The organism is Mesorhizobium sp. P3_B5, from assembly GCF_056402815.1.
On the sequence record NZ_JBFUGR010000001.1, the window covers coordinates 640,091 to 656,564 of the forward strand.

The following is a 16,474-nucleotide window of genomic DNA, read 5'->3' on the forward strand; positions in this document are numbered from 1 at the left end:
CCGCTAGATCCCCGAGCCATCCAGTTGCTGGCTGTCCTCGCCTTCCCAGGGCGCCGGCATGGAAGCCCGGCTTAGATTGGCTGTCGGCAGCGGCATCCAGCACTTCAGTTCCGGTTCGGCGTATCCAATCACGTGTCCCGGAGACGAGTCGGAAGCGCGCCAGCCTTCAATGCCGAACTGATCGGCTCGCGACCAATAGGCGAGGTCGACTTCGGCCGGCCCCTGTTCGGACGGCCGGATCGTGACCAGGATCCGGCTGCCATCCTTCGGCGCACTGGTCATGTGCCGCCACCGTTCGGGCTCGTCCATCGCATGTCCTCCTGCAGTCTGGCTGTCCGAGCAGAATAGTCGCTTCGCGGCCAAGGCTGGTCAACCGATCTTTGCAGGGGACAGCTCCATCGTTCGCGGCTAATCTGGCTCGGCTGCATCTGGGATATGCGCGATGGAGAGCGAAGGGTTACTGCCCAACGCCACCCGGTGTTTCCCTGGGCGCGGACATGGCCGCTGTCGTGCAGCGGGGAAATCGCCCGTGGGGTCATGGCCACGGGACCGACTTCGGCCGGTTCGACACAGGGGGAAAAACGATGTCGATCAAGGTGATCGGAACCGGCTTTGGCCGCACCGGAACGGATTCGATGCGCGAAGCGCTGACCATCCTCGGTTTTGGCCCCTGTCATCACATGTCCGAAGTTCTCGCCAATGAGGAGCAGAAGCGGCTCTGGCGCGCGCTGGCGAAGGGCGCCGTGCCCGACTGGAGTGCGCTGTTTGCAGGCTATGCCTCCTGCATGGACTGGCCATCGGCGTATTACTGGCGCGAGCTGATCGAGGTCTATCCCGACGCCCGGGTCATCCTCACTTGGCGCTCTGCGGAAAGCTGGTGGCAGAGTTTCGAGAAAACCATCCTGGCCGGCATCAGCCAGAGCCAGGATCAGGAATCGCTGGGCATTGCCTTGGTTTCGAAGCAGGTCTTCGGCGGCAAGGCGCACGACCGCGCGGCCGCGATTGCCCTCTACGAGGCTAACGTCGCCGCGGTCATGGCGACAGTGCAGCCGGAGCGGCTGCTGGTCCACAATCTCGGCGACGGCTGGGAGCCCCTGTGTGCGCATCTGCGCGTTTCGGTGCCGGACCAGCCCTATCCCAATCGCAACAACACCAGGGAATTTCAGGCGGGATTTGCGCTGAACCAGCGCGCTGAGGGAAGGTCGGCGGCTTCGGCTCCGCCAGATCCGCGAGGCCGAAGCTAGAGCCTGTTCCATCCCGATGGAATCGGGATAGGCCTATCCCTTTGTTTGAGCATGATCTTTTCCGAAAACCGGATTCCACTTTTCGGGATCATGCTCTAAAAGGCAGGGCCGACTATCGCAGCCTTGCCGCAATGGGAAATTCCACGACGTCTCCCGCGGGCCGAGTGTATTGGGCCGCGACAATTGCCTCGATCAGAAGGTCCAAGGTCGCGCGGGCATGGCTGCTCGTCCCATCGTCGCCGCGCAGATAGTGGCATGCTCGTTCAAGATGGAGGTGTGCGGCGGCAAAGTCGCTCTTCATAAGCTTCTCCTTATTGCCCGCCGTTCAACAGGGATGGCCGATTCGCTTTACCCGATGGCAAATATCCACAGTCGGATTTGAATTAAATGCCTGGCTTGTCGATCCTCACCATGCCGCAATATCCGCAGGCGCGCGGCCCCAAAGCCGCCACGTGGTGCCATCGCCTGAGAAGGGGCCGGCGCCAGACTGATCATGCTATTGAGATGAGGCCAGGCCCGCCGTCCAGCTCGCTACAAACGCAAGCCGCGGAGCCATTCCGACACCGCGGTTTGTACCTCACCTGCATCCTCCCCCAGCACCGCGAGGCCGTCCAGCACGCTGGCATCCGGGCACAATTCCTGGATGTCCCGCCGGGACCGGCCGAGGCCGCTGACAATGTAGGTGACGAATGGTGCAATGATCTTGCCTGACAGATCATGGCTGGACAGGAAGCTGCGGACCGGCGGCGTCAGCCTGACGTTCCAGAGCGGCGAGCCGATGAAGACAACGTCGTAATCCCGAAGATTGTCGATTGTCGTCTGCAAGGGCGGCATGTAGTCGGAGCTCTGTTCCTCGACGTTTTGTGCGACAAGCGCATCATAGTCATCCGGATAGGGCTGCACGGTCCGGAGCTCCACCATGTCGCCGCCAACCAGCCCATGGATTTGGTTGGCGACAGTCCTTGTGTGGCCGGTGCGCGAATAATAGAGGATCAGCACCTTTCGGCCGGCAAAGTTCGGCTTTGCCGGCTCGGCGAGGATTTTTTTGGCATCAGAAAAAGCCCGCCTGTCACAAGCCCGGAAATTGCCTTCCAGGAAGAACCGAGGAATTGCCTCCGATCCTTCGATATCCGCCTCATGCCAGGCTGACGCTGGCGCGCCATCGCCTAGCGGCCCGTCATGTCGAGCACCGCTTGCGGCAAGCGGGCACCCTTCAATGTGATCTGCGACGCCGCCTGGTCGATATCCCTGAGCTCTTCCGGCGCAAGCTCAATGGCGGAAGATCCGAGGTTTTCCTGCAGACGGTGTAGTTTGGTGGTGCCGGGGATCGGAACGATCCATGGCTTCTGTGCCAGCAGCCAGGCAAGCGCGATCTGCGCCGGGGTAGCGCCCTTCGCCGTCGCCACGCTGCGCAGCAGGTCGACCAGCGCCACATTCGCTTTCAGCGCCTCGGGCGCAAAGCGGGGAACGCTGGCGCGGAAGTCGGTGCTGGCAAAAGTCGTGTTCGCGTCCATATTGCCGGTCAGAAAACCTGCCCCCAGCGGGCTGAAGGGAACGAAGCCGATGCCGAGTTCCTCCAGCGTCGGCAGGATCTCCGCCTCGGGGCCGCGATACCACAGTGAATATTCGCTTTGCACCGCGGTCACGGGATGGACGGCGTGCGCGCGCCGGATGGTCTGCGCCCCGGCTTCGGAGAGACCGAAATGCTTCACCTTGCCCGCATCGACCAGCTCCTTGATTGTGCCGGCGACATCCTCGATCGGCACGGCGGGATCGACGCGGTGCTGGTAGAAGATATCGATGCGGTCGGTCCTGAGCCGCTTCAGCGCAGCCTCCGCGACCGCCTTGATATGGTCCGGCCTGCTGTTCAGACCGCCGCTGCGCTGGCCCGTCTCAAGGTCGATGTCGAAGCCGAACTTGGTGGCGATCACCACTTTATCGCGCAAAGGCGCCAGCGCTTCGCCGACCAGCTCCTCATTGACGAACGGACCATAGGCCTCGGCCGTGTCGAACAAGGTGACGCCAAGCTCGACGGCGCTCCGTATGAGCGAGATCATGTCGCTCTTCACCGCCGGCCGACCGTAGGCCGAGGTCATGCCCATGCAGCCGAGCCCAAAGGCCGAGACGTCGAGGCCGTTTCCAAGTCTGCGCTTTTGCATCTTCTTTCTCCTTGATTGCGGTTTGAAAAAATCGCTCAGCGATCGATCCTTGCCGCCTGTTGCGGAGAATAGCGCTCTCCCTGCACGGCAATCGCGGAAACCGCGTTCTCGATGTTGGCAAGATCGGCTGCGGTCAGCGCCACCGTGGACGAGCCGATGTTCTCCTCGAGGCGATGGAGTTTCGTCGTGCCGGGGATCGGAACGATCCAGGGTTTCTGCGCCAGCAGCCAGGCGAGCGCGACTTGTGCCGGGGTCACCTTCTTCTCGGCCGCGATCGCGACAATCGCATCGACCAGCGCCTGGTTCGCCTTGCGGGCCTCCTCCGCAAAGCGTGGGACGGTGTTGCGGAAGTCGCTGCTGTCGAACGTCGTGGTGGCGTCGATGGCGCCGGTGAGGAAACCCTTGCCAAGCGGGCTGAAGGGCACAAAGCCGATCCCCAGTTCTTCGAGGACCGGCAGGATCGCCTCCTCGGGTTCGCGCCACCACAGCGAATATTCGCTTTGCAGGGCGGCGACCGGCTGCACCGCATGCGCGCGCCGGATGGTGCGCACGCCAGCCTCGGAGAGGCCGAAATGCTTCACCTTGCCTTGGCTGATCAAATCCTTCACCGCGCCCGCCACCTCTTCGATAGGCACGACCGGATCGACGCGGTGCTGGTAGAGCAGGTCGATGCGGTCGGTCCGCAGTCGCTTGAGCGAGGCCTCGACGACGTCGCGAATATGCTCCGGCCGGCTGTCCATGCCTTCATGTCCGGCCGTACCGGCAATGTCGATGCCGAACTTGGTGGCGATCACCACCTGGTCGCGGATCGGCTGCAGCGCCTCGCCGACGACCGCCTCGTTGGTGAATGGCCCATAGACCTCCGCGGTATCGAAGAAGGTGATGCCGCGCTCGAACGCCGAGCGGATCAGGCGGACTGCATCCGGCGTCGCCATCGGCTGTCCGTAGGACTGGCTCATCCCCATGCAGCCAAGGCCAAGGGCCGAGACTTCGAGGCCGCTGTTTCCAAGTGTGCGCTTTTGCATTGTCTTGCTCCTTTTTAGTGTTGTCGGAGGCCGCGCCACGTCCGTGTCGCTCTCTCCGCTTCAGGTCTGGTGTTCGGTGCTCATGTCGCCTTGGGGGCGGCCAGGTATTGCTGGTCGCTGACATGCTCCATCCAGTCGACAGCCTTGCCGTCGAGTGACTCTTGAACCGCGATGTGCGTCATCGCCGTGGTCGGTGCGGCGCCATGCCAGTGTTTCTCGCCGGGCTCGAACCGGACCACGTCGCCCGGACGGATGTCCTCGATCGGCCCGCCCCAGCGCTGGGCGCGGCCGCAGCCCGCGGTGACGATCAGGGTCTGACCGAGCGGGTGGGTATGCCAGGCGGTGCGCGCGCCCGGCTCGAACGTCACCGCATTGCCGGCCGCACGCGCCAGCGCGTTTGCCGCAAACAGCGGGTCGATGCGGACGGTGCCGGTGAACCAATCGGCCGGCCCCTTGCCGGAGGCTTGAGAGCCGCTTCGCTTGATGTCCATGGTCTGGAGTCCTTCGATCGGCCGCGGCGTTCGCCCGGCCTTTCCCGATGATTGGTGTTGGGTGGAATCTAGCGGCTGCGAAGGCGGCGGATTAGATGGTATAATCCGCATGCACCTATGAGGAGGATTCATGAATGCCGCGCGAGAACGTCAACGACCTGATCGCTTTCCTGGCGGTGGCCAAGGAGCGGAGTTTCACCCGGGCGGCGGCGCAACTCGGCGTTTCGCAGTCGGCGCTCAGCCACACGGTTCGCGGGCTGGAAGAGCGGCTTGGGCTCAGGCTGTTGACCCGCACCACGCGCAGCGTCTCGCCGACGGAAGCCGGCGAGCGCCTGCTGCAGACCATTGGCCCACGCTTTGAGGAGATCGAGACCGAGCTCGCCGCGCTGAGCGAACTGCGCGATAAACCCGCCGGCACGGTCCGCATCACGGCGGGCGAGCATGCCGCCGACACGGTGCTGTGGCCGGCTTTGGCGAAGGTGTTGCCGAACTATCCCGACATCAAGGTCGAGATCATCGTCGACTACGGTCTCACCGACATCGTCGCTGAGCGCTATGACGCCGGCGTCAGGCTCGGCGAGCAGGTGGCGAAGGACATGATCGCCGTGCGCATCGGCCCAGACATGCGCATGGCGGTGGTCGGCGCGCCCGCCTATTTCGCCAGGCGCAAGCCGCCAAAAACGCCGCAGGACCTGACGGCGCACGATTGCATCAATCTCAGGCTGCCGACTTATGGCGGGCTCTACGCCTGGGAGTTCGAGAAGAACGGCCGCGAGCTCAAGGTGCGGGTCGAAGGGCAGTTCGTCTTCAACACCTCCGCGCTCAGGCTGAGCGCTGTGCTGGCCGGCTTCGGCCTGGCCTATCTGCCGGAAGACCAGGCGCTGGCTCATATTGCCGATGGCCGGCTGGTGCGCGTGCTCGCCGACTGGTGCCCGCCCTTTTCAGGCTGCCACCTCTATTACCCCAGCCGCCGGCAGCATTCGTCGGCCTTTGCCGTGCTGGTCGAGGCGCTGCGCTATCGGGGGCGAGGGGCGAGCCAGCCCGACTAACCTACGCCGGCTGCATCTCCGGCGCGGCAGAGGCGGAAGGCGAGGCATCTCAAACATGCACCGTACCGTGCGAAAGCTCGCCTTCCTCGCTACTGACGAGGACGGCCGCGGCGAGCATGGCGGCATAGGCCAACCCGACAATGCATGTGACAACGATGCCGGGCACCGGGCCGAGCGAAGCTACCCGCATCGCGTCCAGGAACGAGGCGCCGAAGCCGATTGGCGATCCGTCGCGTTGCAGGCTGGGCGTCGTGATCTTCAGCACCCAGGCCAGCATCAGGATCGTGTACATGAAGATGTAGTTGCGGCGCAGCCGCCGCACCAGCGCCGCGCGCTGCGAGATCAGGAAGCGTGGCGAGCGTAAGCCTTCGCCGACAATGGCCAACCAGTTGGAGGCGTAGTCCGGCTGCGGCGAGAAGATCTGCGCGAAATAATAGCGCTCGAACTGGCGTACCCGGGCGCGGTAGACGTCGAAGAAGCGGTAGCGCCGCGCCTCGATCCACAACAGCAGCGTGATGAGCAGCATGGCGAACAACAGCACGCCGTGATGGGCGCTGGGCGTCGACAGCGACACCGACAGCATGGCGGCAACAACAGTGATCGCCCAGTTGCTGGTCCGGTCCAGCCTGTCGCGCCAGCCGGCCATGCGGGCGATTTCGGCGCGATGGAAATGCGACATCGTCGTTGCCAGTTCCGATGAAGTGAGCTTCATCGCGAACACCTCCGACGCCCGCGGCGCTGCTGCCGCTTCGGCCGGCTTCACGGTCTTGACCTGGGACATTCCCCGCCACGCGCCTCCCTAACGCCATGGCCGGCCGAAACAAGCCGGCCTTCACCCCAACAGACACAACGCGCGGCTGGCCGAAACGTTCCAGCCTCTTTCCTTGGAGGAGTTTATGCGCTCAGCCAGACCCGCTCGGCTACGCGGTCGAATGCGGTGCGCTAATGCCCACTTCCCGCGCCCTTTTGCCGACGAGACCTGACCGCTTCCAGCAGTTCGCACTCGCCGGTGTGAGCATTTCGAAAAATGGCCACAACCATCACCGCCAGGATTTCGGCGTCCGGGTCCAATGGGTCGAGACGCTCATCCGCGCAGATCCGATCGAACACGCGTTCGCAAATAGCCAGATCGTGAGGGCTGAGGCAGGTGCGATTGAAGCGCCGACGCAGCATCTGTGCGAACCTTTCAGGGCCCGCTGCCCGTGCTGCGGCGGGCCTCTTACCGACGAACCGCTGAGGCGATGGAATGCTCCAGCGATAATATCGTCGATAGTGTATTGCGGTGAGTTTACTCGTTTCCTGACGATTGAACTGTCAGCAATCCCAAAATTTCTGCGCACTCGCGAGCTTTATACTGACCAATGGTCATCAACTGGTAGTAATCCTGCCGCTTGTTTTCCGGGATATGAAAGCCGCGCCTAAAATCGGCCGCCTCCTTCGGCGTTCGAGTGCAGCCGATTTTACTGGCGGTGACTTTCAAACTGGCCAGTGAGCATCCGATCCTGGCCGCAATATCCTTCAACGGCTCGTTGTTAACGTATCCGTCAAGAATTATCTTGCGACGAGCTTCGCTGTTGAGCTTTGTGTTCATCTCTAGGGTCTCCCCAACTACGCTTCTACAATGCTCGATGTATATGCACCGGGCTGAAGAGTGTCGTTAGCGTTGCATCCAGAAACTTATCTCGGAATGCATTTCTTGCTGTAACTCAGCGTGATCGCCGGTTCTGTCGACGCGAGTTCAGCTGCAGTCGGCGCGGCTGTGGTCACCGAACGGCTTGATCGGGCTGGTCTGTCGATATCGGCCTCAGAGCCTTGCCAGATACCCGAGATACACCACATGATTGAGCGGGGCATGAGCATAGCCGATTCGGATATGGCACCACGCGATGGACGCTAAAAAGCAAGGCAAGACCCCGGAGCGTGATCGACGTCGTTGGTCGCGCGACGCTCAACCTCACAACGAGCAAGCTTCGTCACTCGCGCCGGCGCTCCAGCCTTTGTCCTTTTCAACGCTCGAACTGACACCAGAGGATCAATTCGCCGCCTGGCAAGCGCATATGGCTCCGCTTGTCGAGGTCAAGTTGCCGGATGACAAATCGCCGGACGATGGCTTTCCCGCCGACCACACGGCCTGGAACCTCGGTGGCATGCTGGTCGTTCAGCAGCGCGCAGCGGCACACAGCTACATGCGTTCTGCCGCAAAACTCCGGTCCAGCTCGATCGATCACTGGTATATCGCCTTGCCCCATACTGGCCGGTCGTGGACGGAGGTCGATCGCCGCGTTGCAGAAGGCCAGCCGGGGAAATTGGAGATCAGGTCGCTTGGCTATCCGTTTCGCGGGAGGACAACGGACTCCGAAAGTCTCTTTCTCTATCTGCCGCGTGATTTGTTCGCCGATGTGGCGGCAACCCTCGACGCGAAGAACAATTCAATTCTGTCCGGCAACTTTGCCAACCTCCTGGTCGACTACGTCAACAGCATCGAGGCAAGACTGCGCAGCCTCACGGCTGACGATCTGCCCCGCATCGTGCATGCAACACGCAGCATGATCATTGCCTGCCTCGCGCCTCCGGCGGAACATGCTGCCGCCGCCGAACAATTGGCGGGTGTCGCGCTGATGGAGCGCGCGCGCCGATACGTCCAAAACAATCTGGACGCGGCTCGTCTGACACCGGGTTCAATGTGCCGGGCGCTCGGCGTCTCACGCTCTCGTCTCTATCAGTTGTTCGAACCAAGCGGTGGTGTTCTCCACTACATTCAAAGCCGCCGGCTTCTGRCAGCCCATATTGCGCTTAGCGATCCGGCGGACAGCCGGCGCATTGTTGAAATTGCCGAGGCCTTCGGGTTTAGTTCAGCGGCCAATTTCAGCCGGGCATTCAGCAAGGAATTCGGCTATAGCCCCCGCGAGGGCCGCAGTACGGTGGTGTTGCCGCGCCCGGCCCACTTTGCTTCTCATGCAGAACACCAGAAGGCCTCTTCCTTTGAAGGTTGGCTCAAGGCGCTCGGAAATTGAAACAGGATCGGCGATGTTGAGATGGAGCAGGTTCAAGCGGGCTTGCCAGGGGCGGCCAAGGCCACGCTGGCTCATGGACCACAATATTTCGTGTCGCGTCGATCGCGACATCAATCATGCAGCCAATTCCCGCCAATTGCCGATTTATTAATGAACTGTCACAGTTCATTAATATCGACAATTTGCCGCCAATCACGGCGGAGCATGCATTGCAACAACGCAGCTGCGGAACTTGTTAAGAAGCGAGTTGAAAGTTTGCCAAGCTTGGCAGTTATGCTATTTCTGGACTGGGGAACTCGAATTTGCACCGCCTATGGAGGTGGCTCTTGAACCCAGAGGCATCAGGCGTCGGCACGGATAGTGAGGGGCTTTCCTCAAGCGATGTTCCACGTGCCGGCGAAGCGCTTCTCGCTGACCTTTTGGCAAACACGACCGAACTTTTGTCGTTCTATGACAGCGACTTCTGTCTGACGCACTACGCAACCAAGCTCAAAGGCGTGTACGGAGGCGCGGTAGCGCCAGGTGCCGCCGTTTGGGAGATCTACCCGAGCTTCCTCGATGCGAGGTACCGCGACGAATTTCTTCGTGTGTTCCACGGCGGCACTCCTGCACGCATCGACTTGCCGCGATCATCGGACGAAGCGCCCCGTTCCGTTTTCGTCTTCGCCGCCGCGAATGGTGTGGGAATCATCGAGACAAGGGGGCACGGCGAGCGGAGTGCGGCGGAGGAGCAGGAGCATGGAATTCTGCTCCATCAGGCGACGCACGACGTGCTGACCGGACTGCAGAATCGGCGGCGATTCGGCGAGCGGCTACAGCAGGCGCTGGCGGCCATCGGTGGAGCAAAGCCGAAAGCCGCACTGTTACAAATCGACCTCGACGATTTCAAGGCGGTCAACGACACGCTCGGTCATGGAGCAGGCGACACGCTTCTTCAACTCGCGGCGGGTCGAATCCGCGACGCTCTGCAGGACGGTGAATCCGCATACCGGTATGCCGGCGATGAGTTCGCCGTCATCCAATTGGGAAAGGATCAGCCCGCGGAAGCCGAGCGCCTCGCAGGATCGCTGGTCGACGCGTTCAAGGAGCCTTTCGTCATCAACGGCATTCCCGTTTTCGTCGGCTCGAGTATCGGAATTGCTTTCGGGCCGGAGCACGGGACCGATGGCGAGCAGTTGATGAAAGCCGCCGACATTGCACTTTACGCAGCCAAGACGGATGGACGCGGTTGCGCTCGAACGTTCAACCGTTCGATGCTGCTCTTGCTCGAGCAACGCGAGAATCTGAGGCGCAACCTTCGAACCGCGCTGGAGCGGGGCGAGCTTTATCTGGAGTATCAGCCGCTCATTCGCTCTCCCGCGTCGGTGATCGGCTTCGAAGCGCTGCTGCGGTGGCGGCACCCCGAGATCGGAATCATTCCACCCAGCGTGTTCATACCGATCGCCGAGGCGGACGGTCTGATGGACGAGATTGGACGATGGGTGCTCGAGGAAGCCTGTCGCCAGGCATTGACGTGGCCCTCCTCGCTGACGGTCGCAGTGAACCTGTCGCCGGCTCAGTTCCTTAGCGGTTCGCTGACGGATACCATCGCTCAGGTCATCGACGCAGTTGGAATCCGGGCCGACCGACTTGAACTCGAGATTACCGAGACGGTTCTTCTCGAGAAGACGATCGACAATATCGACACATTAAACACGCTGAACGTCTTGGGAATACGAATATCGCTCGACGATTTTGGAACATACTACTCATCGTTGAGCTACCTTAAGAACTTTCCCTTCGACACGTTGAAGATAGATCAGTACTTCATTGCCGACCTGGAGACCGATCTCAAAAGCCAGACCATCGTGCGATCGATCATAAATCTGGCGCACGGCCTGGGAATAAGCGTCACCGCCGAAGGGGTCGAGACGTCGGCACAGGCGCGGTGGCTCATCAAGGAGAATTGTGATTGCCTGCAAGGCAATTTCCTGGGACGCCCGCTCGGAGCCGAGGCAACCAGCAATTTCATCAGACGGTCCCCGCTAAGGGTGGTGCGAGCGATGGAGGAATCAAATCGGGCGGTTTAGAGCGGTTCAGCTTTTCATAGTGCCGCCGACCCGCTCTAAGTATTTGTTTTTACGCAATTTCGGACGGAAAACCGCTGCGCAGGTTTCCTGAAATTGCTTTGCACCTTGCACCCTTTGTTAACGGTGAAGTGGAGATTTGTACAAAACGATCGAGGCAGATACCGCTCAATTCTTCGAGTCGGTGCAAGAGTGACTCATCACGGCGCGCGGTGAAATTTTTCATCGCGGAGACCATCGCCCTACCAGGGCTCAGTGCTGATGGAACAAGGGAGGATGCCTATGGGACCTGTTCATCATGAGCTGGCTGGCGAGCCGACTTTTGCGCCCATGATCCAGATCGACATGGAAATCAAAGCTTTCGTCTCCGCCTGGAGTCACTGCCATTATGTCTCGTCATACATGGCCCGGATGATCAGTCAAAACAGATCAGACTCGGTCCGGCATTCAAATCTCTTCTCCTCTGCCCTCAATGAATTACTGGAAGTCGCCTTTCGTACCCGCCATGCCGGTGGTGAACTGGCATGCAGGGTGTCCCGCCACGGCGCAACGGACAGGATCGAGCTGACGTTCCCATGCGTGCCGGAGGAGCGCCAATTCTACGAAGAAGCCGTGTCACACGTCGCAGGAACAGAAGCCAGGGAGCGATACCTCAATTCGGTGTCCGGGGATCTCGCGCCCAGCCGGGAGGTCGTGCTCCTGGAACTGGCTGTCGACTACAACGCGATACTCAGGGTCGAGGAAGCCGATGGTGATGCAATCAAGCTTGTCGTGGATCTTCCGCTTGAGGGTCTGCAACATTGAGCCCTTACGACCTCCTCCCGCGCTTCAAGGCGCAATATGACGCCAACAACCAGGAGTTCTCCATATCCGGGGTGGTCCGGCCTCAGGCAATCGATGAGCTTGGGCCCAGCATAGCATTGCTCCGCGATGCGATCGGCCGTGTGCGCGGCGTTCTCTACGTCAATGTCAGACGCCTGACGCAGATGAATAACGCCGCGTTTCACGCCTTTTCGAGGATCATCATCGACGCCTGCCGCGCTCGGCCCGATCTCAAATTCGTCGTCATCACGTCAAGCGTCGTCGGATGGACCTCGCGAAAATTCGGTCGCTTGAGCGGAATCGAGCCGAACATCACGGTCGAGGAGTATGACAGCGAATTCTATCCGGGACAGGGCTTCCTCGAGGAAGGCGGGTTCGTTCCGATCCTGCGTTCACAGACGAAGATGACCTGGCGCCACGAGCGCGCAATCTTGCCGCGACACGGCATGAGGCCAGGGATCGTCATGGCCGACATCTGTTGCGGGATCGGCGATTTCGCCGTGCTCGTGCAGAAGGAGTTCCAGCCATCGCGGATCGTCGCCCTCGACCACTCCATATCGAGCCTGAACTATGCCCGACAGGTGATGCGGGAGTTCGATATCCGGGGCATCGAATATACCTATGGAGATGCGTCGGAGATGCTGCTCGACGAAGCGCAGTTCGACCTGGTGACCTGCCGGCATTCCCTCCAGATATTCAATCGGCCTGAACTCATCCTCAAGGAGCTCTACCGCATATGCAAGCCGGGCGGGCGGGTCTACATCACCAACGAGAAGAATTCGCATTGCCTCGGCGAGCCGCGCGCCGAAAGCATCCGTTGGACCTACAACGAGGTGGCGAAGCTGTTCGGGCATTTCGAGATGGACGTCGAGCTTGGGCCAAAGAGCCGGCGATATCTGATGGAAGCCGGATTCGAAGATATCCGTGTAGAGACCTTCATGGTCACTAACCTGGACAGCGATCCGCAGGATTTCGCCGATGTCATTGCGGCCTGGGCGGATGTCTATGCGGGCGAGATGGCGACCAGGCGCGGCGATGGACCCGAGTTCGTCGCACGGTTCCGGCAGGGCTTCGAGGATCACATTTTCGCTGCGCTCCATCCCAAGGGTTATGCGGGTTGGCCGATCTGGGTCGCATCGGGGCGACGGCCGCAATGAAAGCCGACAATGAGCCTACGCCGCGCTTCGGCCTGCGCTCCTTTCGAGCGAAATTCGTGTTGGTCGTTGGCGGCGCCGTCCTGTTCGACCTCCTGCTGAGCGGTGGCCTGGCGCTTTGGAACGTTCAGAAGCTGTCGCGCGACGCAACATCGGAAGTCGGTGAGGGCCTGACGACCGCAAACCAGGAATACATTCGTTCCTATGCCGAATCGACGGCGTTGAGCGTCGATCTGCTGCTCGATCGGGTTCACGGCGACGTCAAGGCGCTGGCTGGCGTACTGCAGGCCCAGATCGACGAACCGACGAGGCAGCAAGAGGTCGGAGCGACGCTTTCGCATGAAGCGCCCGGCTCCGTGAAGGTCGTCTACGACGCGCAGGGCGATTGGGCGCAGAACCTGCCTGGCGCGCCTTCCGTGGTCAGTGTCTGGGGCTACCTGCTGGGCGCCGACCACACGCCGCTGCCCGGCGTTCAGAAGGAAATAGAAGACAGTACCGTGATCGATCTCGTCGCGCCGACTCTCATGGCCAGCGGATCGTCCAAACTGCAAATGTACTATATTGGTCCAAAAGAACGGCCGATCTTCAGGACTGTGCCGTATACGGACCAGGCGCAGACCTTCGACAAGCTTTATCCGGGCCATAACAAGGCGGAGTTCTGGGAGTTCTTCTTTCCGGGCATCTATGGTTCATGGCAGCAATGGGCCAGGGATCCAGCCTCGCGTCCGGTCCCTGACGATATCACCCAGACAGCGCCTTACACCGACGCAATCACGGGAAAGCTGATCGTCAGCTTTTTCCACCCGCTGTGGACGCGCGATCACACCGGCATCGCAGGTACGGCCGGGGCAGACATCACTCTCGATCAACTCGCGGAAGTCGTCGAAAGGGTGAAGATCGCTGAAACGGGGTTCGGCTTCCTCACCATGTCGACTGGCAATGTGGTGGCCATCAATCCGTCGGGCCAGGCGATCATCGGCCTGACTTCATCAAGCGACGCGGGCACGCAGGGCGTCACCGGCCTGGAGCGGTCCCTGCGGGGAAGTACGCAGCCGGCTATCGCGTCGCTGCCCCTCGGCCAGAACAATGACGGTGTCATTCAGCATATCATGCTCGACAACAAGGGCGAACGCGTACCCTACATTGTTGTCCTCAAGCGCCTGAAGCCGACCAATCTGTGGAGTTCGGGACCGATAACGTCCGAAACGATGTCGGTCGGGATCGTCGTTCCCGAACGGGAGATCTACGCGTCCCTGTTTGCCGCGCAGCAGAGTATTTCGCGCGCAACCAATCGTATCCTGCTCTTTCAGATCGGTGCGATCATCGTTTCGCTTCTGATTGTTTTCGCGGCCGTGCTCGGAATTTCGAAGCGGATCACCGCGGGCCTCAGGGCGCTTGCCAGTGCCGCCCAGCGGCTCCAGACCAAGGACTATTCAGTCCGCGTCAGCATTCCGACGCGCGACGAGGTTGGAGCCGCTGGCATCGCTTTCAACCGCATGGCCGAGCAGATCAGCTTCCACACGGAAAACCTCGAGCAACTGGTCGACGAACGAACCAGGGAGCTCGGCGACGCCAATCAGGAGATTTCCGCACTCAACGAAAAGCTGCAGGACGAGAACGTCCGCCTCGGCGCCGAGCTCGCGGTTGCCAGGCAGATCCAGTTGATGGTCCTGCCGAAACCATTCGAACTCGAAGCCATTCCAGGGCTGGAGATCGCAGCCTACATGCGGCCGGCCGACGAGGTCGGCGGTGATTATTACGACGTCCTGCAGAACGGATCACGGATCAAGATCGGCATCGGCGACGTGACCGGTCATGGTCTTGAGAGCGGCGTGCTGATGCTGATGGTCCAATCCGTTGCACGCGCGCTGCAAGAGACCGACGAAGCGGATCCGCACCAGTTTCTGGATCGGCTGAACAGAGCGATCTACAAGAACATCGAGCGGACGAACACCGGCAAGCATCTCTCGCTGGCCTTTCTTGACTTCGAGGATGAACGGGTAACGCTATCCGGCCAGCATGAGGACGTTCTCGTCGTGCGTGCGGACGGGGAGGTCGAACGCATCGATACGCTTGATCTGGGTATGCCGGTTGGTCTGGAGAATGACATCTCGAAGTTCATCGACACGCGTGACATCCTGTTCGAGAGTGGCGACGTGATCGTGCTGCACACCGACGGTGTGACCGAGGCGGAGGATCAGGACAAAAGGCTATTCGGGTTCGAGCGCCTCTGCCAGAGCGCAAAAAAGCGTCAAGGCGGCAGCGCCGAGGACATCAAGATCGGGATCATCGAGGATCTGATGGCCCATATCGGAGTCCAGAAGATCCATGACGACATCACCCTCGTGATCATAAGGCACACATAGCAATGACAACGCTGTTCGGGACCCCTGACATTGCAATCGGGATGAAGGAGAGCGTCAGTCGCGTGCGGCTGTTCGACGGACCTCTCGACTTGAGTTGGCGGCATTGTGCCACGACCTCGGACTTCATCGCCGATCTTTTCGCGTTGCGCTTCCGGTCGTCCCGCAATGACTACATCGAAGTGCGGCACAGCATCGGCTATCTGGTCAACGAGCTCATCGAGAACGCCGTCAAGTTTCGCGCACCGGGCGAGATCGTGATCGAGGCGTCGATGGATTCGGAGTGCTTCAAGCTCAAGGTGTCGAATGACGTCGATGGTGAAAATGCATCCGAGTTCAAGAACCTCCTGGCGGACATCACGGTTGGCGACCCCAGAGACCTGCTGATACAGCGAATTGAAGCGAATGCCGCGAGCCCCGACGTGTCACGCTCCGGACTCGGATTGCTGACGCTGATGAGCGACTATGGCGCACGCCTGGCCTGGATATTCAGCGCCGCCGACGAAAGCGATCGGATTTGCCTGGAAACCTATGCCTCCATTCCGATCTCGCAAACGCACAACTAGAAGAAACGAAGCCAGGCCATGGAAATCAAGACAGACGACTACCGCGTGTGGAACGAAGGAAGCGATATTTTCTTCGACGGCGCAATGCGGCTTGCCAGTTCCGAGGCCGGCGCGCCCGTCACGGCTTTGGCGACCAGTGTTCTTGCCTCAAATCCCGCTTCCATTACACTCAATCTGAAGGACCTTCACTTTCTCAACTCTTCCGGCATCAACCTGCTGGCGAAATTTACCATCGAGGTACGCAAGCATCCCGATGTTCGCCTCGTCGTGCGTGGAACGCCCGACATACCCTGGCAATCGAAATCACTGCCGAACCTGAAGAAGCTGCATCCCGCCCTGGTGCTTTTGATGGACTAAGGTCTGTTGGTCTTCAGGCCTGAAGACCAACAGACCTTAACTGGGTCGCCCGAAATTGACCAAGGGACTGCGTGAGCCAGCGGCAATCCTGGGCGGCGGCGGCCAGTCGGTGCAAGATCGCCGCACCGAGAGCGAGATATGTACGCCAGGATAAGTATCTGGAT

The 16,474-nt window shown here is 60.7% G+C and carries 17 protein-coding genes; 9 read left to right on the top strand and 8 right to left on the bottom strand.

Going from position 1 to position 16,474, the window contains the following annotated elements; genetic code table 11:
* Positions 1-3 precede the first annotated feature (3 nt).
* A complete protein-coding gene (locus AC1DVW_RS03145) occupies positions 4-309 on the bottom strand; it encodes a hypothetical protein (protein ID WP_477242270.1) in 306 nt (101 codons plus the stop codon).
* 275 nt (positions 310-584) lie between these two features.
* Between AC1DVW_RS03145 and AC1DVW_RS03150 the strand changes: the two genes are divergently transcribed.
* Positions 585-1,244 carry a sulfotransferase family protein gene (locus AC1DVW_RS03150; protein ID WP_477321061.1) on the top strand — a complete coding sequence of 220 codons (660 nt, stop codon included), beginning with the start codon at positions 585-587 and terminating at the stop codon, positions 1,242-1,244.
* A 531-nt stretch (positions 1,245-1,775) separates the two neighbouring features.
* Here AC1DVW_RS03150 and AC1DVW_RS03155 read toward each other — a convergent pair.
* The 4 genes from AC1DVW_RS03155 to AC1DVW_RS03170 form a co-directional block, all read right to left on the bottom strand.
* The gene (locus AC1DVW_RS03155; RefSeq protein WP_477321063.1) at positions 1,776-2,243 is read right to left on the bottom strand and encodes a flavodoxin; all 468 of its coding nucleotides are present in this window, start codon (positions 2,241-2,243) and stop codon (positions 1,776-1,778) included.
* A 167-nt stretch (positions 2,244-2,410) separates the two neighbouring features.
* Positions 2,411-3,403, bottom strand: coding sequence for an aldo/keto reductase (locus tag AC1DVW_RS03160; RefSeq protein ID WP_477273951.1), 993 nt, complete (start codon positions 3,401-3,403; stop codon positions 2,411-2,413).
* A 35-nt stretch (positions 3,404-3,438) separates the two neighbouring features.
* A complete protein-coding gene (locus AC1DVW_RS03165; protein ID WP_477321065.1) occupies positions 3,439-4,428 on the bottom strand; it encodes an aldo/keto reductase in 990 nt (329 codons plus the stop codon).
* A gap of 80 nt (positions 4,429-4,508) precedes the next feature.
* Positions 4,509-4,919, bottom strand: a complete 411-nt coding sequence (locus AC1DVW_RS03170) for a (R)-mandelonitrile lyase (RefSeq protein ID WP_477321067.1) — start codon at positions 4,917-4,919, stop codon at positions 4,509-4,511.
* Positions 4,920-5,053: 134 nt separating this feature from the next.
* Here AC1DVW_RS03170 and AC1DVW_RS03175 point away from each other — a divergent pair, with 134 nt between their 5' ends.
* The gene (locus tag AC1DVW_RS03175) at positions 5,054-5,968 is read left to right on the top strand and encodes a LysR family transcriptional regulator (protein ID WP_477273947.1); all 915 of its coding nucleotides are present in this window, start codon (positions 5,054-5,056) and stop codon (positions 5,966-5,968) included.
* A gap of 49 nt (positions 5,969-6,017) precedes the next feature.
* Here AC1DVW_RS03175 and AC1DVW_RS03180 read toward each other — a convergent pair whose 3' ends face one another.
* From AC1DVW_RS03180 to AC1DVW_RS03190, 3 genes are all read right to left on the bottom strand, one after another.
* Positions 6,018-6,749 (bottom strand): DUF2270 domain-containing protein, encoded by a 732-nt coding sequence (locus AC1DVW_RS03180; RefSeq protein ID WP_477242284.1) that lies wholly within the window; start codon positions 6,747-6,749, stop codon positions 6,018-6,020.
* Positions 6,750-6,910: 161 nt separating this feature from the next.
* Positions 6,911-7,141 carry a hypothetical protein gene (locus tag AC1DVW_RS03185; protein ID WP_477321069.1) on the bottom strand — a complete coding sequence of 77 codons (231 nt, stop codon included), beginning with the start codon at positions 7,139-7,141 and terminating at the stop codon, positions 6,911-6,913.
* A gap of 115 nt (positions 7,142-7,256) precedes the next feature.
* Positions 7,257-7,559 carry a hypothetical protein gene (locus AC1DVW_RS03190; RefSeq protein WP_477321071.1) on the bottom strand — a complete coding sequence of 101 codons (303 nt, stop codon included), beginning with the start codon at positions 7,557-7,559 and terminating at the stop codon, positions 7,257-7,259.
* Between the two features lie 295 nt (positions 7,560-7,854).
* Here AC1DVW_RS03190 and AC1DVW_RS03195 point away from each other — a divergent pair, with 295 nt between their 5' ends.
* From AC1DVW_RS03195 to AC1DVW_RS03225, 7 genes are all read left to right on the top strand, one after another.
* Positions 7,855-8,982 carry a helix-turn-helix domain-containing protein gene (locus AC1DVW_RS03195; protein WP_477321073.1) on the top strand — a complete coding sequence of 376 codons (1,128 nt, stop codon included), beginning with the start codon at positions 7,855-7,857 and terminating at the stop codon, positions 8,980-8,982.
* Positions 8,983-9,401: 419 nt separating this feature from the next.
* Positions 9,402-11,051: a putative bifunctional diguanylate cyclase/phosphodiesterase gene (locus AC1DVW_RS03200; RefSeq protein WP_477321588.1), complete on the top strand. Its 1,650-nt coding sequence runs from the start codon at positions 9,402-9,404 to the stop codon at positions 11,049-11,051.
* Between the two features lie 279 nt (positions 11,052-11,330).
* Positions 11,331-11,852: a ubiquinone biosynthesis methyltransferase UbiE gene (locus AC1DVW_RS03205; RefSeq protein WP_477242292.1), complete on the top strand. Its 522-nt coding sequence runs from the start codon at positions 11,331-11,333 to the stop codon at positions 11,850-11,852.
* Positions 11,849-13,027, top strand: a complete 1,179-nt coding sequence (locus tag AC1DVW_RS03210) for a methyltransferase domain-containing protein (RefSeq protein ID WP_477321075.1) — start codon at positions 11,849-11,851, stop codon at positions 13,025-13,027. Before AC1DVW_RS03205 ends, AC1DVW_RS03210 begins: the two co-directional genes overlap by 4 nt.
* Entirely contained in the window at positions 13,024-15,390 is a 2,367-nt protein-coding gene (locus AC1DVW_RS03215; protein ID WP_477321077.1) for a SpoIIE family protein phosphatase, read from the top strand. The genes AC1DVW_RS03210 and AC1DVW_RS03215 overlap by 4 nt, the downstream gene beginning before the upstream one ends.
* Positions 15,391-15,392: 2 nt before the next feature.
* The gene (locus AC1DVW_RS03220) at positions 15,393-15,953 is read left to right on the top strand and encodes a slr1658 superfamily regulator (RefSeq protein WP_477321079.1); all 561 of its coding nucleotides are present in this window, start codon (positions 15,393-15,395) and stop codon (positions 15,951-15,953) included.
* An 18-nt stretch (positions 15,954-15,971) separates the two neighbouring features.
* On the top strand, positions 15,972-16,310 hold the full coding sequence (locus AC1DVW_RS03225; protein ID WP_477242300.1) for a slr1659 superfamily regulator: 339 nt from the start codon (positions 15,972-15,974) through the stop codon (positions 16,308-16,310).
* Positions 16,311-16,474 lie beyond the last annotated feature (164 nt).

Bases quoted from the DNA above. Each gene is read 5' to 3' on its own strand.
- AC1DVW_RS03145 (WP_477242270.1), bottom strand. From the start codon at position 309: ATGGACGAGCCCGAACGGTGGCGGCACATGACCAGTGCGCCGAAGGAT.
- AC1DVW_RS03150 (WP_477321061.1), top strand. From the start codon at position 585: ATGTCGATCAAGGTGATCGGAACCGGCTTTGGCCGCACCGGAACGGAT.
- AC1DVW_RS03160 (WP_477273951.1), bottom strand. From the start codon at position 3,403: ATGCAAAAGCGCAGACTTGGAAACGGCCTCGACGTCTCGGCCTTTGGG.
- AC1DVW_RS03165 (WP_477321065.1), bottom strand. From the start codon at position 4,428: ATGCAAAAGCGCACACTTGGAAACAGCGGCCTCGAAGTCTCGGCCCTT.
- AC1DVW_RS03170 (WP_477321067.1), bottom strand. From the start codon at position 4,919: ATGGACATCAAGCGAAGCGGCTCTCAAGCCTCCGGCAAGGGGCCGGCC.
- AC1DVW_RS03175 (WP_477273947.1), top strand. From the start codon at position 5,054: ATGCCGCGCGAGAACGTCAACGACCTGATCGCTTTCCTGGCGGTGGCC.
- AC1DVW_RS03180 (WP_477242284.1), bottom strand. From the start codon at position 6,749: ATGTCCCAGGTCAAGACCGTGAAGCCGGCCGAAGCGGCAGCAGCGCCG.
- AC1DVW_RS03185 (WP_477321069.1), bottom strand. From the start codon at position 7,141: ATGCTGCGTCGGCGCTTCAATCGCACCTGCCTCAGCCCTCACGATCTG.
- AC1DVW_RS03190 (WP_477321071.1), bottom strand. From the start codon at position 7,559: ATGAACACAAAGCTCAACAGCGAAGCTCGTCGCAAGATAATTCTTGAC.
- AC1DVW_RS03205 (WP_477242292.1), top strand. From the start codon at position 11,331: ATGGGACCTGTTCATCATGAGCTGGCTGGCGAGCCGACTTTTGCGCCC.
- AC1DVW_RS03215 (WP_477321077.1), top strand. From the start codon at position 13,024: ATGAAAGCCGACAATGAGCCTACGCCGCGCTTCGGCCTGCGCTCCTTT.
- AC1DVW_RS03220 (WP_477321079.1), top strand. From the start codon at position 15,393: ATGACAACGCTGTTCGGGACCCCTGACATTGCAATCGGGATGAAGGAG.
- AC1DVW_RS03225 (WP_477242300.1), top strand. From the start codon at position 15,972: ATGGAAATCAAGACAGACGACTACCGCGTGTGGAACGAAGGAAGCGAT.